Source organism: Sphingobacterium sp. UBA7855, from assembly GCA_002500745.1.
GTDB lineage: Bacteria > Bacteroidota > Bacteroidia > Sphingobacteriales > Sphingobacteriaceae > Sphingobacterium.
In genome coordinates this window covers 256,104-270,735 of the sequence record DLST01000002.1, presented here as the reverse complement: position 1 = coordinate 270,735, position 14,632 = coordinate 256,104, and the positions used below count along the sequence as shown (strand labels likewise).

The 14,632-nt window shown below is 37.7% G+C and carries 15 protein-coding genes and 1 pseudogene; 7 read left to right on the top strand and 9 right to left on the bottom strand.

Annotated features, from left to right (window positions below; genetic code table 11):
- Window positions 1-499: 499 nt before the first annotated feature.
- Both B2107_RS02185 and B2107_RS02180 read left to right on the top strand, forming a co-directional pair.
- A complete protein-coding gene (locus B2107_RS02185) occupies window positions 500-994 on the top strand; it encodes an RNA polymerase sigma factor (RefSeq protein WP_293952739.1) in 495 nt (164 codons plus the stop codon).
- Between the two features lie 98 nt (window positions 995-1,092).
- A complete protein-coding gene (locus B2107_RS02180) occupies window positions 1,093-1,563 on the top strand; it encodes a hypothetical protein (RefSeq protein WP_293952737.1) in 471 nt (156 codons plus the stop codon).
- 110 nt (window positions 1,564-1,673) lie between these two features.
- Here B2107_RS02180 and B2107_RS02175 read toward each other — a convergent pair whose 3' ends face one another.
- The 3 genes from B2107_RS02175 to xth all read right to left on the bottom strand — a co-directional run bounded on the left by B2107_RS02175 (window position 1,674) and on the right by xth (window position 3,475).
- A complete protein-coding gene (locus B2107_RS02175; RefSeq protein WP_293952736.1) occupies window positions 1,674-2,045 on the bottom strand; it encodes a response regulator in 372 nt (123 codons plus the stop codon).
- Between the two features lie 187 nt (window positions 2,046-2,232).
- A complete protein-coding gene (locus B2107_RS02170) occupies window positions 2,233-2,700 on the bottom strand; it encodes an NUDIX domain-containing protein (RefSeq protein ID WP_293952734.1) in 468 nt (155 codons plus the stop codon).
- The gene (xth, locus tag B2107_RS02165; protein WP_293952732.1) at window positions 2,693-3,475 is read right to left on the bottom strand and encodes an exodeoxyribonuclease III; all 783 of its coding nucleotides are present in this window, start codon (window positions 3,473-3,475) and stop codon (window positions 2,693-2,695) included. The genes B2107_RS02170 and xth overlap by 8 nt, the downstream gene beginning before the upstream one ends.
- 449 nt (window positions 3,476-3,924) lie before the next feature.
- Between xth and B2107_RS02160 the strand changes: the two genes are divergently transcribed.
- Window positions 3,925-5,106 (top strand): glycosyltransferase, encoded by a 1,182-nt coding sequence (locus tag B2107_RS02160; protein ID WP_293952730.1) that lies wholly within the window; start codon window positions 3,925-3,927, stop codon window positions 5,104-5,106.
- 19 nt (window positions 5,107-5,125) lie between these two features.
- Here B2107_RS02160 and B2107_RS02155 read toward each other — a convergent pair whose 3' ends face one another.
- Window positions 5,126-5,632 (bottom strand): CinA family protein, encoded by a 507-nt coding sequence (locus tag B2107_RS02155; protein ID WP_293952728.1) that lies wholly within the window; start codon window positions 5,630-5,632, stop codon window positions 5,126-5,128.
- A 289-nt stretch (window positions 5,633-5,921) separates the two neighbouring features.
- Here B2107_RS02155 and B2107_RS02150 point away from each other — a divergent pair, with 289 nt between their 5' ends.
- Both B2107_RS02150 and B2107_RS02145 read left to right on the top strand, forming a co-directional pair.
- Window positions 5,922-7,190 carry a metallophosphoesterase gene (locus tag B2107_RS02150; protein ID WP_293952726.1) on the top strand — a complete coding sequence of 423 codons (1,269 nt, stop codon included), beginning with the start codon at window positions 5,922-5,924 and terminating at the stop codon, window positions 7,188-7,190.
- Window positions 7,191-7,265: 75 nt separating this feature from the next.
- A pseudogene (locus B2107_RS02145) lies at window positions 7,266-7,982 on the top strand (efflux RND transporter permease subunit).
- Between the two features lie 215 nt (window positions 7,983-8,197).
- Here B2107_RS02145 and B2107_RS02140 read toward each other — a convergent pair.
- Complete coding sequence (locus tag B2107_RS02140; RefSeq protein WP_293952724.1) at window positions 8,198-8,902, bottom strand: DNA alkylation repair protein; 705 nt, start codon at window positions 8,900-8,902, stop codon at window positions 8,198-8,200.
- A 95-nt stretch (window positions 8,903-8,997) separates the two neighbouring features.
- Window positions 8,998-9,633 carry a peroxiredoxin-like family protein gene (locus tag B2107_RS02135; protein ID WP_293952722.1) on the bottom strand — a complete coding sequence of 212 codons (636 nt, stop codon included), beginning with the start codon at window positions 9,631-9,633 and terminating at the stop codon, window positions 8,998-9,000.
- Window positions 9,634-9,726: 93 nt separating this feature from the next.
- Here B2107_RS02135 and B2107_RS02130 point away from each other — a divergent pair, with 93 nt between their 5' ends.
- The gene (locus B2107_RS02130; protein WP_293952720.1) at window positions 9,727-10,068 is read left to right on the top strand and encodes a winged helix-turn-helix transcriptional regulator; all 342 of its coding nucleotides are present in this window, start codon (window positions 9,727-9,729) and stop codon (window positions 10,066-10,068) included.
- 396 nt (window positions 10,069-10,464) lie between these two features.
- Here B2107_RS02130 and B2107_RS02125 read toward each other — a convergent pair whose 3' ends face one another.
- The 3 genes from B2107_RS02125 to B2107_RS02115 form a co-directional block, all read right to left on the bottom strand.
- The gene (locus tag B2107_RS02125; RefSeq protein ID WP_293952718.1) at window positions 10,465-10,755 is read right to left on the bottom strand and encodes a hypothetical protein; all 291 of its coding nucleotides are present in this window, start codon (window positions 10,753-10,755) and stop codon (window positions 10,465-10,467) included.
- A gap of 39 nt (window positions 10,756-10,794) precedes the next feature.
- A complete protein-coding gene (eptA, locus tag B2107_RS02120; protein WP_293952716.1) occupies window positions 10,795-12,315 on the bottom strand; it encodes a phosphoethanolamine--lipid A transferase EptA in 1,521 nt (506 codons plus the stop codon).
- Between the two features lie 141 nt (window positions 12,316-12,456).
- Complete coding sequence (locus B2107_RS02115) at window positions 12,457-13,815, bottom strand: Gfo/Idh/MocA family protein (protein ID WP_293952714.1); 1,359 nt, start codon at window positions 13,813-13,815, stop codon at window positions 12,457-12,459.
- Between the two features lie 148 nt (window positions 13,816-13,963).
- On the opposite strand from B2107_RS02115, the gene B2107_RS02110 reads away from it, so the two are divergent.
- On the top strand, window positions 13,964-14,629 hold the full coding sequence (locus B2107_RS02110; protein WP_293952712.1) for a hypothetical protein: 666 nt from the start codon (window positions 13,964-13,966) through the stop codon (window positions 14,627-14,629).
- Window positions 14,630-14,632: the final 3 nt, after the last annotated feature.

Here is a 14,632-nt window from a genome sequence, read left to right as displayed (position 1 = left end):
TGTATAGCGCAATGATTTAAATCTATTAGCAGCAATTCACAATTTTAGAACAAGCCCGAATTGCTGCTATTCATTATATAAATTCACTGCACCACCCACCTCAAATTTATTCATTCTATCAATCCTTTTAAGAACGTTCGATACTTGTCTAGTTCGATATATGTCAAACTAGACAAGTATATGAAATTAGCGATCCGATTACGTTGTTCCTTCAACTTGTCAGCGTATAAATAACGTAGATAAACTGGTTTAGCGATAAAACGCTACTCGGAAAAGTTTTATACGGTTTTGTTTTTTGGATGTTTTTAAACAATGGAAAAAATTACAGCATCTATAACACTCATAATCAGAATACCTAAGCAAATTTAAGTATAAATCACATATCCCGCGATATTTACTTGAAGATAGTGCAGAAGCTTATAAATAGGCATTTTTGACAAAAAACTGCACTGTTGTTGTACTGACTGACCAGTATTCATTAAGATTATTAAATAACAATATGCAACATATCGAAATAAATTCATTTTTTAGAGAAAAGAGAGGTTTGCTCAAAAATTTCGCTTCACAATTCACCTCGGATCCTGAGATTAAGAATGACCTCATACAGGACACCATGGTTAATGCATTAAAATCAATTGAAAAGCTGATGCATAATCCAAAAGTAGGTTCTTGGTTATACGTAATCATGCGGAACATCTATATTAATCATTATAGAAAAACGAAAAGGACTGAAAATTATCATCATGAGTATGCGTCCCTTGTAATGAATGAATCTACTTCGACAAATGCAAGCACAACTAAGTTTATTTTAGATGATATTCAGAAAGCGTTAAATCAACTTTCACATGAAAATTATGAAATTTTTAATATGTTTCTGGAAGGATTTAAATACTATGAAATCGCGGAATATATGAATATGCCCGAGGGAACGATCAAAACACGTATCCATTTTATTCGTAAGACGATGAAAAAACAACTTTCGGTATACCATTAATAGGCTATCGTTAATTAAACCTTCGTTAAATTATAAAAAAGAAAACTATTTACAGATAAATCTTGTTATTTAAAAAACTTCACTAAATAAAGAATATTATGATTTCAAACAAAACATTATTTGCATCCCTAGCCGCTTTAACATTGTTAGCATCGTGTAATAACCAGACGCCACAGGAAAAGGCGGCTGAAAATATGGAACATGCGGAAGAAAAAGCGGCAGATGCGAACGAAGAAGCGATGAAGACTTCTGAAGACGCTGCTACAAAGGATGCCGAAGCAGTAGTCTATTCGGATAAAGCAGCAGCAAACGCTGCTATAGCTTCGGTTGCTGCGCCTGTTCTTTCCAATGATAAAGCAAAAGAGCTCTATACAAAACTTGGAAAAACTTGGGTAGAACGTATCAACGCTGAAACTGCTGACAAAGCATTGGATAAAGAAAAATCGTTGTTAGATATCAAAAACGAAATTGAAAAAAGTGTTGCTGACGGTAAAATATCAGCTTCGGATAAAGATAATATCATGAAATATCAATCCGACTGTATCGCCGCAGTAAAAGCTGCTCTTTAATACGGCGGAGAAATAATAACAATAATTGTGATATCGGGGATGTCTTGCAGATTGATTTTAATTGCAGGACATCCTCATTTTTATGGTGAAACGAAGTTTAAATTATGCAATTATCTATCGACATTTGATGAACTTTGTACTGCTTCTAGCAGGTCATTGATATCAAATGGCTTTGCTATAAAACGATTAGCCCCTGCTCGAAATGCCACATCTTTTCCATCCTTACTGGCGGATATGCATATTACAAACAGTCCTTTCAGTTCTTCATCTTCTCTAATTTTTTTTGTCAACTCATCTCCAGAAAGCATCGGCATCCATAGGTCTAATAAAATGACATCGGGTCTATTTTCCCGGATCACTTCTAAGGCATTAAGACTATTTGTCTCAACAATTGTGTCGTAACCCGACATTTCCAAAAGCATTTGTAACATGTCAACTATTGTACTATCATCATCACAAATGAAAACCGTTTTGTTTTCCATACTTTACTCCAATCCCTAATTTTGAACATTATCTGCTCATTCATTATCACATTGTGTTCCTTTGTTTACCTGACCCGTCTTCAATGAGCGATATTCATCAAATATAATTCATAAATATGTTATAACGCGAAATTCTTAAAAATTTTCTTGATGATCCGTCGCAGAGCAAAAGACTTTGGATACAGAGTTAAAATACATTAGCAATAACTTGCTTTAAAAAATCGATTTGCCGTTCGTTTATCTTTTTGATGGCTTGTGTGAATGTAAACCAGGCGCCACGATCCACTTCAGGATAAATTTGTATTTTTCCTGATCTAGGAGGCCATTCCAATGCAAAGGTATTGCTGATGAGTTTATGCGGATCCATATCTCCCTCAATTGCCCAACACAATACTTTTTTTCCTCCTTTCTGTTGAATAGGACGCAATTCCATAAACTTTCCATCAGGCACATATCCTGTTTCTTCCATAAACTCTCTTTTGGCAGCTGTGAGGGCATCTTCGGCAATATCGATCTCTCCTTTCGGAATAGTCCAATAACCCCCATCCTTCTTGGCAAAATATGGTCCTCCAGGGTGTACTAAGAAAAAATAAATTTGTTGTTCATACACTTTATACAATAATAGTCCCGCACTACAATTAAGTTTTCTAGCCATTCGTGTTATTATTTAATCTAATCCATGTAGGGGCATGATCGCTACTCTTCTCCCATCCACGAACATCGCGATCTATACCACCTTCCATTAACCGAGCCTGAATCGAAGGACTCAAAAGAATGTGATCTATACGCATCCCTGCATTTCGAGCATAGGCATGCCTAAAATAATCCCAGAAGGTATAAACTTCCTTATCTGGAAAAAGTGAACGTATAGCATCTTGCCATCCATCTGTTAGCAGTAGACTGAAAGCTTCCCTAACTTCTTTTGTAAAGAGTGCATCATCGCTGTATTTTTCTGGCTTATAGGTGTCTATCTCTCCTGGAATAATATTGAAATCACCGATCAGAATAGCCGGTACATTCATCTTAAGAAGTGTTTTAGACCTTTTGTTCAACCGTTCTATCCAATTTAATTTGTAATCATATTTGGCCCCTGGGAGAGGATTGCCATTCGGTAGATAAATACAACATATGACAACGTTTTGGATTATGACTTCCAAATATCGACTTTGATTATCCTCAGGATCTCCGGGGAGAACTCTTGTGATTTCTTCAATCTCGTATTTCGAAAGCACCGCAACTCCGTTCCAACTTTTCTGGCCATGCCAAATGGCATGATAGCCAAGATCACTTATCTCTTTCAACGGAAAACGCTCCTGGGCCGATTTTAGTTCTTGAAGACAAACCACATCTGGCGACTCTTCTGCCAACCATCTTAAAAGGACTGGAAGCCGCGCGTTGATACCATTTATATTATAAGTTGCTATCTTCATGAACTAAGTATGTTAACTGAAAACACAACGAGCCAAAGGTCAAAATTGTTTGAAAATTTCTGATATTATCGTATTATAAAATCTACATCCAACATGTCTTATCAATTGTTATTAGGTATTGACGTCAATGTTGAATGGCTACAAAGACAAAAACAAGTTTTACTACGCTATAAATACGGAGTTATATTGAATTTTACGGTAGTTGCATCACTATGCTACGCTATTTCAAGTAAAAAAGTACGGATATGCCATTACACACTGTCTTTGGGTATAAATTTTGATTTATCCTCATCAAAATAATTACACTCAAAATCGCGTACTGATATGGAAAATATTGATATAAAAGCAAAAAAAATAGGATTGGAAAAGGGATATTATTTGTTGCTAATGGCCATTCTCGATCTTCCAGTTGAAGAAGTACAAAATACAAGTAAGGAGGGTTAAGTTTTATGAAAAAAATAGCAATTATAAGTACATGCCCACCACAAGAATGTGGACTGGCTACCTTTACCAAAGACCTTAAAGAAGGTATGGAGTTAGATCCTAGCGTCCATATTGATCTTATCGCATTATCAAAACATGGAGTAGAGGATTTCGACGAATCTGTTCGCTTTGTTATTCATAGAGATCGACTGGACAGTTATCATCAAGCGGCCCGCCTTATCAATGAGGAATACGACTATTGTATTATTCAACATGAGTTTGGAATCTTTGGCGGTGTTGATGGTATTTTTATTACACAAATTGCAAACAACCTCACCATACCATTATTAACAATATTTCATACTATTTTGCAGACACCATCGTTGCAGCAAAAAGAAATTATGGAATTACTTTTAGAGAAATCCCAGGCAGTTGTAAGTCTTTCACCGAAAGGGGTCGAATTATTGAAAGAGCAATTTGATCCAGCGCAAGCGGGTAAGATTAAATTTATACCACATGGTGTTCCGCTGTTTGATTACAATCAAGGTTTAGCAAAATACAAATTAGGTCTCCAAGACAATTTTGTCATGATGACCTTCGGCCTGATTGGGAGGAGTAAAGGATTGGAGTATGCTATAAAATCCCTAGCTGGTACCGATCTACCTGGATTCAAATATCTGATCATCGGAAAGACACATCCTAATGTTTTGGCTCATGAGGGAGAATCCTATCGTTTTGAATTGCAAAATTTAATCAGTCAACTGAATTTGGAAGATAAAGTTGTTTTTATTGATAAATTTCTGACAGATGATGAATTGAAAGAGTATCTGACCGCGTGCGATATCTATCTATCCCCCTACCCTCACGAACAGCAAATCAGCAGTGGAACACTGTCATTCGCTGTGGGAGCAGGTGCTGCTGTTATCTCTACACCATATTGGCATGCCAGCGATTTATTAAAAGATGAACGCGGTATATTGACGCCTTTTAACGATTTAGAGGCAATGCGTGCTAATATCAATTTATTGTACTCTTCAAAACGTCTTTTAGCTTGGCATCGCTTTAAAGCCCGCAGTTACGGTGAGCAGACTGTGTGGAAGAAAGTAGCAAAAATGTACATCGATCTCCTTCACAGTTTAGCCACACCAGTCAGGTCATTAGTCGATTATGAAAAATATGTCTCTTTTGACTTGAAAAGAGAAGCATAAAAATAAAGGTTCTCAGTAATCACTGAGAACCTTTATTTTTTAAAAGCGTATTTAGAATTTCTAACGCCTTGATGCTATACCTAAACTGAGCTTCCTGCATCCTTATAGTCGAACTCAACTCTATTGTTGATGTCAATAAGATCTCCTGCTTATATGCAACAGAGACAAATGCGAACAATTTGCCTTTTGATTCAGGGACTACGGTTGCGTATCCGGTTGTGGCAACCGACCAATCTGTATGGAACATTCTGCCCGCCGCTAGTGCCATTTCTTCTGTTGTTGTTGGCGATACACAGTCACACCTTTCCGCTAGCTCCGCATCGACTTCAAGTGTGTTAATTTTGGTATCAATAGAATAGGCTGTAACACCGCCAGCGAAAATTTCTGTTGCTCCTTCCATCTGCGAGCATGCTAACTGCAAAAATCCTGCAGTTACACTTTCGGCAGTAGAGACACGGGTTTTAGTATTAATTAGACTTTGTCTTACCTCTTTTAATACTATTTCTGGAAAATCTATTTGCGTCATATTGTAAAAATAAGTAATGTAACTGCTTAGTGGCCAATTTATTTTTAACTTTATAATAAATTTCCGTCGTTCAGCACTCAAATGTTGCGCTAACTTGTAAATATGCTGTCGCTATTTGTTTTATTTTTGTTGTCCAAACCAGGTATGTCGCCTGAACAGTCAGAACTTTTCCCTAAATTTAGTAAACTAAGACGTTCAAATCTCTTTTGAAACCAAACAGTAGCTAAGGGAATATCGTTTTTAATAAATAGATTTATTTATTTTTCAACATTATTTTAACCTAATAACTATGATCCAACAGTTTTACACCTACCTAAAAATTATTTCATTCTTTCTAGCTGTAGATCTATTGATTTTACTGAGAATACGGAGATTATCAATCTGGAAATCAAATGAACTTTTTGCTAAACGAGTTTGGTGGTCGTTAAGTTTGCTATCCTATCTCTCGATATTTCTCAATTTATTTTATAAATGGAATAGTTTCGCATCAGCATGTCTGGTATTTTTTCCTATCACTTTACTGTTTGCTAAAATTATAGTTCTCTTCTTTATTGGAATTGATGCAATGTGGCGTGCTTCCACTGTGTTCAAGAATCTCTTTATAAGACCTAAACGATTATCTGAAAAAGATGGAAATACACTATCCATTACAAGATCTGATTTTATAATCAAAAGTGGTCTTGCTTTGGCCAGCGTTCCTATCGCTGCGCTTACCCGTGGATTTGCATTAAGTTTATATGACTATCAAATTAAACATATCGATTTAGTTTTACCACATTTACCACAATCTTTCGATGGAATGACTATTGCTCAGATTTCTGATATACACGCAGGAAGTCTTTTCAATCAGGATAAAGTGAAAAGGGGCATTGACTTGCTATTGGGTGAAAATCCTGATATCATTTTCTTCACGGGAGATTTAATCAATGATTTTGCATCCGAAATGGATCATTATTTGGACGTATTCAAACACCTCAACGCCCCCTTAGGAACATTTTCTATACTCGGTAATCATGATTATGGAGACTATCATTTCAATAGACATCATTTTTTTGATAAAAGTCGATTAACAAAAGAACAGAACTTCGCCGAGCTTAAAAGCATTCACAGTCAATTGGGATGGCAACTGCTTCTCAATGAATCAAAAGAACTTGTAGTGAACAATGATAAAATTACAATTATCGGCGTGGAAAACTGGGGGTTAAATAACCCTAAGAATTATGGTGACATCGATTTGGCAATGGCTAAGGTTGATAATTCATCTTCTGTCAACTTCATGCTTTCACACGATCCTTCACATTGGCGAGCTGAAATCATCCCCAAATATCCCAATATCGATGTTACTTTTAGCGGCCATACTCATGGCGGACAATTTGGTTATATCAACCCAAATTATCAATGGAGTCCAGTGAAATATGCTTACCAGGAATGGGCAGGTTTATATCATGAAGGACAGCAGGCACTCTATGTAAATGCTGGTTTTGGCTATCTAGACTATCCGAGCAGATTAGGAATGTTGCCAGAGGTCACAATATTTCATCTAAAAAGTAAAGGCTAACATTGACACCGTTCCAAGTCTTTTTTTGTCCGAAAATGAGTTTGCACGATTTCTTATAATTTAGATTTTACTAAAATGCTTAATAGAATAATACAATTCTCAGTTCGAAACAAACTGGCGATTGGTCTTTTTATATTGGTATGGGTCGGCTATGGCATCTACCAATTGACCAAGTTGCCTATCGATGCCGTACCAGATATTACGAACAATCAAGTTCAAGTTATCACGACCGCGCCCTCTCTTGGTGCCGAAGACGTTGAGCGACTTATCACCTTTCCCGTGGAATTGGCTGTCAGCAATGTTCCCGAAATCAAGGAAAGTCGAAGTATGTCGCGGTTTGGTCTATCTTTAATAACCATTGTATTTGAAGATGGCACCGATATCTACTGGGCGAGACAGCAAGTCACAGAGCGTCTCGCACAAATTGAAATAAACGAAAATGCAAGTGCTCCTACACTCGCTCCCGTCAATACAGGACTTGGTGAAATCTACCAATATGTCCTCAAACCTCAAAAAGGTTATGAACAGACCTATTCGCTGTCAGACTAGCGCACCATTCAGGACTGGACTGTGCGCCGTCAACTTCTCGGAACTCCCGGAGTTTCAGATGTTGCTACATTTGGTGGAGAACTCAAACAATATAAGGTTGCTGTAAACCCATCCAAGCTGAAAGTCTTGAATATCAGCATAAGCGACGTCTTTACGGCACTCGAAAACAACAACGAGAATACACAATTAGCACTCAAAAATGCTTTCGCGTTACTAATGAAAGCACAGAATAAGGAAGAGTAAAATCATACTTATCGAATAAATCATTTCAAGTGATAGCCGCCATTTATCGTCCTTTTAAGAACAATGAATGGCGGCATTTAATTTCGGATAAGCCGATCATCCATCTAACCTGCGTTAGTTAACGTACGCAAACTTAGATTTATTGTCGTAAACTGAGGTCAAATGTCGCTCAAGCGAGCGATCGTCATTTTTTGTTCTGTAACCACCGGACATATTTATTTCAGAATAGTTCGAAGTGCTTTTCGAATGATGTATTGCGTTTCCTTGGTATCGCTTTCCTGTTCCCAGCGATTACAAAGTGCCCTAACAAAACTGGGTTGGCTTTTGCTGGCGTCATTCAGCCAATTTCCAACACTATCCTGAACATATTTTGAAGGGTCAGATTTTAGCGGTTCTAAAATAGACAAGGCTAGACTTGGCTCCTGCTTCAAGCGATCGATGTGCTTACACCATACACCTCTCGGTCGGGTTGCCTCCGAAGCAAAACGTCTCAAATTTTCATCCTTCTCCATCGTCCATAGACTCAGACCGGCAAAACTCCTTTCCAAGTCAAAAGCTATCCTATTACGTATCGCCATCCAGCTGATTTCTCGTACCCCAAAATGCCGATCTGCGGCAAAAGGACGCATTGACAACAGTAGTTTCTCAATTTCAAGCTGCTTATCATCTCCGACCGTGTAGGTTGCCCAGCAACGCACGAGATCTGCAGCATGATTGGATAGTATTGTCAGGAAGGTATTATCACGATATTGTGTGATCAAATCGAGCAGCGCCCGCCCGATCGTTTCATTGATGGAATTTACCGTCGGTTTCTGTAATTGATCAAGCAGTACCAAGATTGGTTTCAAGTAATGAATACGCCCATTTTGCTGAAGGATATACTCGAGTAAAAACCGTTGGTCAACAGCGAGCGACTCCATAAGATTTGCAGTTTCAATTTCTCAGCGGTTCAGACTGGCCAGGCAATCTATCGAAATATCCGCTATCCGTCTTGCTCCTTTACGTTGTATTTTACTCATAGCTGTGCTATTAACTCTTCGATATTAAGCCTATTCATATAGTTGACATCCATAAATCGATAAGATATCGTATAATCAGGATCGATCACAAAAACAGCAGGGACCGGCAGTCTGTTGCTGTCATTACCATTGTAGGCGGACAAGTTGATTCCCAAGCGATCATAGCTTGAAATGGCATAATCCTGAAGTTCAAATGAGATGCCAACACTAATTGCCAAAGTATTATCTTCGTCAAACAGCAATTCGAAATCCAAATTGTTGTCCGTCAGAAGTGCTTCGCTAAATTTAGGCACTTGTGGCGAAATTGCAAGAAGAGTGGCTTCAACAGCATTAAAATGAGTCAAATTCTGTTGTAAAGCTCTTAACTCGAGATTACAGTAGGGACACCAGCTACCGCGGAAAAAAGCCACAATGACCTTTCCTTTCTTCAGAAGTTTTCCCAGCTCAATTTCTTCACGCTTCGAATTCACCAAATAAAAATCAGGGAACTTGTCCCCTATCTGCAGACTCTTTTCGGTTAGATCTCCAGACTGTAGATCCTGAATGGATCTGCCAAATATTTCCTTTATTCCGAGAGGAAGAGTTGCTAAATTCGCATTTAATTTAGCAATTTCGTATTCTAAATTTTTCATGATGCTGTATGTTGTTTCTGCAAAGTTTTAAAAGTAAATGTACAATCACAATACCGCATTTTATTATCCCTATGGGACAAAAAAGTCAATTTTATGCGTATAACAGAGAAAACAATAAAACAAAAAATATGTCCATTGGAATTTGCTGTCAATGCGATTAGTGGGAAATGGAAAATTCCGATTGTATGGCGTATCAATGAAGGGGAAAAACGCCCAAGTGAAATGCTTCGTGGTATTGCAAAAGTTGATAGACGAGTGCTAAACCAACAATTGGGTGAAATGGTCAATGATGGCATTCTAATCAAACAATCTTTCCATGAGCTTCCTCCAAGAGTGGAGTATTCATTGACCCCCTTAGGGAAAAGTTTAGTGGAAGTACTCTGGAAATTGAATGCTTGGGGAGAACTTTTATTGGAAAATTCCAATAAAAGTTAGCACAAACGGGCAGATTCGATCGACAAAGCGATGCTCTATTTGCGAGAGAAGTATTTGACCCTGCTATAACAGCTCTTAGCGAAAACTGCAAAACACAAAACGCTGTTTCGTGTCGAAGGGTGTTATATGGTCAATATCATTATTGTCATAAAGTGCAACCGCGCCATTAACATGACACTCATCAAAATATTTTTGAAAGTCAGATCTAATAGTAATGCTGTCGCTTGCGTTGCGATTTTACTGTCCGGAATAACAATGCCCGCCACTTTTTTTAAACTTTTTTTAGATGATTTACTGCCATAACTTTAAGATATTTAGAACAAAATTATGGTGGCAACAGCCCATAGGAATAGCAATGAGTACGTTTGAAATGTCAAAATTTACCGTGTGCAATTTTCAATCTGTATCGACAAATTGATTACGGTAGTTCAGGGGAAAACCCATTACCGAAGTCTGATCTGAAAAAGCATAGATCTGTCTCTTGGGTAAGAGAAAAATGCTATTGTCATGTAACTCAAATATATTATTATCATTAGAAAGATAGCCGGTACCGGTTTCGACAAAAAAAATACGATTATAGGTCGGTCTATTAAATGTTTCATGATCGTTAAGGTGATGATCTATCCGACTTATAGAAAAAGAATCATCTATTACAGGTTCAATTATAATCTTCTTAGCTGATTTCATACTGTAAAATCAATAAACCTTGACAATCTCTATTGCTCGCTATTTGAAAATATCCATATTCTCATCATAGATAGGGCTCTTCATATCCAAAAATTTCAGCACACTATGAAATACATGATTTTGGGTCAAGGTTTTATTTGGTTTCAACTGTTTTGAATGGTCAGACACCCAGACAATAAAAGGAATTTCATATTGCTCTTTTGGAGCAATACTCATTGGAAGCCCATGCATATATAGGTTATTTTCACCCAATGACTCCCCATGATCAGACACGAATAACATGGCACTGTTATATTCTTTTAATCCTTTTAGGTCTTCTATCAGCTTGTGTAAAATATAGTCCGTATAGACGACCGTATTATCGTAAGCATTGATCAGCTCTTCTTTTGAACAATTCCCTAATTCTACACTATTACAAACGGGTTTAAACTTTTCGAATCGAGCTGGGTACTTCCTGCTATATGTTGGACCATGGCTTGTACTTGTGTGAAGAACGACAAATACTTTATCCTTTTTACTCGCGCATATCCGTTCTTTTAATCGTGTTAATAAAACCTCATCGTAAGCACATTCTTCACCTTTACAGTTTGCTGCAAGCTGGTCAATTGTTTCATATTCTTTAATATGTACAGGCGGCTCACCCCAATTGCTTGTACGCCATATTACATCAACATCATTTCTGTAAAGGTAATTTGGCAGAATTTCGTATAAATCGTCTGTATTTTTGTGTTCCAATAAACACTTTACTCCTGCTGTGGTGTAGGTCGAACAAGAGGTTGCATCAAAATGATAAAGATTGGGTGTCTTTGAAAGCAAAGGATTTGTATTTTTTTGATATCCATACAACGAAAAATTCTCCCTTCTTGCAGATTCTCCAATAACAAGCACGACCACCGCTTTTCTGTGGTCAGTTATCGTCGCGTCAGGCAATAATATCTCTTTTTTATTCTTTTGATGTTCGTGAATGTAAAAACGTGAAATATTTACGGTATAAGACCAAGGCATGGCAAGCGCGCCGAGAGTCTTAGAATTCTTATCAATCCATAGCCAGTTACTTGCATTAGCAAATATTAAAATAGTAATAAACAACAGGGATAAAGAGGTCGTAATAAGGAACTTTTTCGGTTTATCTTTTATTATTTTGGCTTTGATAATGAAGATACTAGGAATAATGCCAAGAAAAATTAAGTAGAGTATCAATTTGAATGAAAAGAAACCACTGGACTCAGAATACCGGGTATTCAATATATTACCGATCATTGTTTCATCTAGAATCACGCTATACGTATTGACAAAATAAACGGCGACTGAATTGATCAGAAAGAACAAAACAAGTATGGATTTCCCGAAGCGACGTGACGCCGAAAAAAACAGATAAAGTACAAAAGCATTCATCACCAGCATTAAAACGATTAAACTAGCAATCAGAATAACGCCGCCAAAGCTTCTATAATCAATGTTGTTAAAAACAAAAGTATAAAACGGAAAATGGAAGAATATAAAATTCAACACACTCATGAAAAGGACAAAATGAACTAATTTTAAGCTGTTTTTTAGCATAAACTGTAATGATTTTATAACGTACAATAATTAAGCAGATAAATGTAAAATAAATTATTAGCAAATTATTATTAATTATCGTATCAGCCAATACAATGTTCAAAACAAGGGAGTAAAATTAAATCATACTAAATTTACCAATTATTCATACGGATGCTGCCACGGACTGCGATAGGGTCTGCGCAGCATTCGAGTGGCCTCGGGGTCACCAATACATATTTTATGTGTTGGATCATACACTAAGGGGCGATTTAGCTGCATCGACAAATTGGCTAAAATACAGCTTGCGGTCGATATATACCCTTCTTCGATATCCGCTATAGGAAGACGATTATTATCAATTGCCGATAAAAGATCAAGCATATGCTTTCTGGTAGCAGGAGCAGTATGAAGCTCTATCCGTTGCTCTGTAAGATCTTCGGGAAACTCTTCTTTTTCCAAAATAACATCTTGTCGAATGGACTTACCATCTCCGATAGGGATAAATTCATATTTCATAACGCTCCCCTTCAAAGTACCTTTATCACCATATATAATGAATGCCCAAGGATAGTCTGGGTCTACTGGTGAACCCCATGTCCTATGCTGCCATACGCAATTCAGATCTTCGTATTCAAATATGGCCGTTTGCGTATCGGCAATTGTCGATTTCCCACCTTTTTGAACATAAATTCCCCCTTTCGCATAAACGCTTTTTGGCCATTTAAGCTGCAAAAGCCAACGCACTGTATCAAACATATGCATTCCCATATCCCCGGTTATTCCGTTCCCGTAGTCCATAAAGGTTCGCCACCAGCTACCATGAGGTAGGCCATCATAGGCACGCAAAGGTGCTGGCCCAGTCCAAAGTTCATAATCAAAAAAATCTGGCACTGCTTCGGCAGGAGGATTGCCATTCTTTCGCATAGGATAGTAACAGCACATTTCTACATGAGAAATTTTACCGAGTAAACCGCGATCGATCACACGATTCTTGGCATCCACAAGATGAGCTGTGCTTCTGCGTTGAGTTCCTACCTGAACTTTTCTGTTATATTTTCTTGCAGCACGCCAAATCGCATCGCCCTCGAGCACATCAACACTAATAGGTTTTTGCAAATAAAGATGGGCACCCGAACGTATTGCGTCAATAGCCTGTTTTGCATGCCAATGATCTGGAGTTGCTATTAGAACGAGATCAAATTTGTGATTAGCCAGCATTTCCCTGTAGTCATTGTAAAGTTTCGGAACCTTTTTCGAAACCTGACGATCACTAATTAGGCGCCCCGCTTCATGTAAGTGATGGTTATCAACATCACATATCGCAACGACATCGACATCACAAACCTGAATTAAACGACACAAATCACTTCTCCCGTACCAGCCTGCACCAATCAACCCAACCCGAAATTTTTTCACGATATCTTTAAATGACAAGGCTTTAACTTGCAAGGCTGACAAGGTTAGGACTGCTCCTGCTCCTTGGATAAATTTCCTGCGATTTAAATTGAAAGTACTCATAATTTAATAGTTTATTACCTAATATAAGAATAATAGGCAATAAACCATTAAAAAGCTGTCATTAATAGCTGTTTACGTGAATATTTAATTGCTTTTAAATAACACTTTTACTACCTTAGGTAACGATTAAGATCATTAAATAACTATTATGCTTACAAAGAAGATTCTCTGTTTTGCTCTTGGCTACTTTTTACTTTCGCAGCTATATGCTCAAAAAATCAAATTGATACCAAATAATGTATTGCCTTCGCAGGTAGCTACTCAGTTAACGAACTTCAAGGGAGAAAATGTACTACAGGTAAAAGGACTTACAGATGGTGAAAAAACAATGGCACTGTTAAAAAATGTCGACTTCCATAACGGAGTGATTGAGGTAAGCGTTGCGGGCCAGCCCATGGATCAAGCGGGAGAAACCGCCCGTGGCTTTGTGGGCATTGCTTTTCGAACAAGCGGCGACATCTCAAAAACAGAAATCTTTTACCTACGTCCAACAAATGGCCGGGCTGAAGAACAATTGCGTAGAAACCATGCAACCCAATATATCTCTATTCCGGGATATCCTTGGGAAAAATTAAGGGAAGAGAGTCCTGGAAAGTATGAAGCTTATGCTGATATGGGACCTGGGGAATGGATAAAAGTAAAAATTGAAGTCAATGACGAAAAGGCGAAACTTTATTTAAATGAATCTTCTCAGCCAACTTTGATCGTTAATGATCTCAAACAGGGCAAAGACTTGCGGGGAAGCATTGCACTCTGGGTCGGCCCGGGCACTTTAGGACATTTTAAAGATCTCAAATTAATTAAAGGAGATTGATAG

Bases quoted from the DNA above. Each gene is read 5' to 3' on its own strand.
- B2107_RS02185 (WP_293952739.1), top strand. From the start codon at position 500: ATGCAACATATCGAAATAAATTCATTTTTTAGAGAAAAGAGAGGTTTG.
- B2107_RS02180 (WP_293952737.1), top strand. From the start codon at position 1,093: ATGATTTCAAACAAAACATTATTTGCATCCCTAGCCGCTTTAACATTG.
- B2107_RS02175 (WP_293952736.1), bottom strand. From the start codon at position 2,045: ATGGAAAACAAAACGGTTTTCATTTGTGATGATGATAGTACAATAGTT.
- B2107_RS02170 (WP_293952734.1), bottom strand. From the start codon at position 2,700: ATGGCTAGAAAACTTAATTGTAGTGCGGGACTATTATTGTATAAAGTG.
- xth (WP_293952732.1), bottom strand. From the start codon at position 3,475: ATGAAGATAGCAACTTATAATATAAATGGTATCAACGCGCGGCTTCCA.
- B2107_RS02160 (WP_293952730.1), top strand. From the start codon at position 3,925: ATGAAAAAAATAGCAATTATAAGTACATGCCCACCACAAGAATGTGGA.
- B2107_RS02155 (WP_293952728.1), bottom strand. From the start codon at position 5,632: ATGACGCAAATAGATTTTCCAGAAATAGTATTAAAAGAGGTAAGACAA.
- B2107_RS02150 (WP_293952726.1), top strand. From the start codon at position 5,922: ATGATCCAACAGTTTTACACCTACCTAAAAATTATTTCATTCTTTCTA.
- B2107_RS02140 (WP_293952724.1), bottom strand. From the start codon at position 8,902: ATGGAGTCGCTCGCTGTTGACCAACGGTTTTTACTCGAGTATATCCTT.
- B2107_RS02135 (WP_293952722.1), bottom strand. From the start codon at position 9,633: ATGAAAAATTTAGAATACGAAATTGCTAAATTAAATGCGAATTTAGCA.
- B2107_RS02130 (WP_293952720.1), top strand. From the start codon at position 9,727: ATGCGTATAACAGAGAAAACAATAAAACAAAAAATATGTCCATTGGAA.
- B2107_RS02125 (WP_293952718.1), bottom strand. From the start codon at position 10,755: ATGAAATCAGCTAAGAAGATTATAATTGAACCTGTAATAGATGATTCT.
- eptA (WP_293952716.1), bottom strand. From the start codon at position 12,315: ATGCTAAAAAACAGCTTAAAATTAGTTCATTTTGTCCTTTTCATGAGT.
- B2107_RS02115 (WP_293952714.1), bottom strand. From the start codon at position 13,815: ATGAGTACTTTCAATTTAAATCGCAGGAAATTTATCCAAGGAGCAGGA.
- B2107_RS02110 (WP_293952712.1), top strand. From the start codon at position 13,964: ATGCTTACAAAGAAGATTCTCTGTTTTGCTCTTGGCTACTTTTTACTT.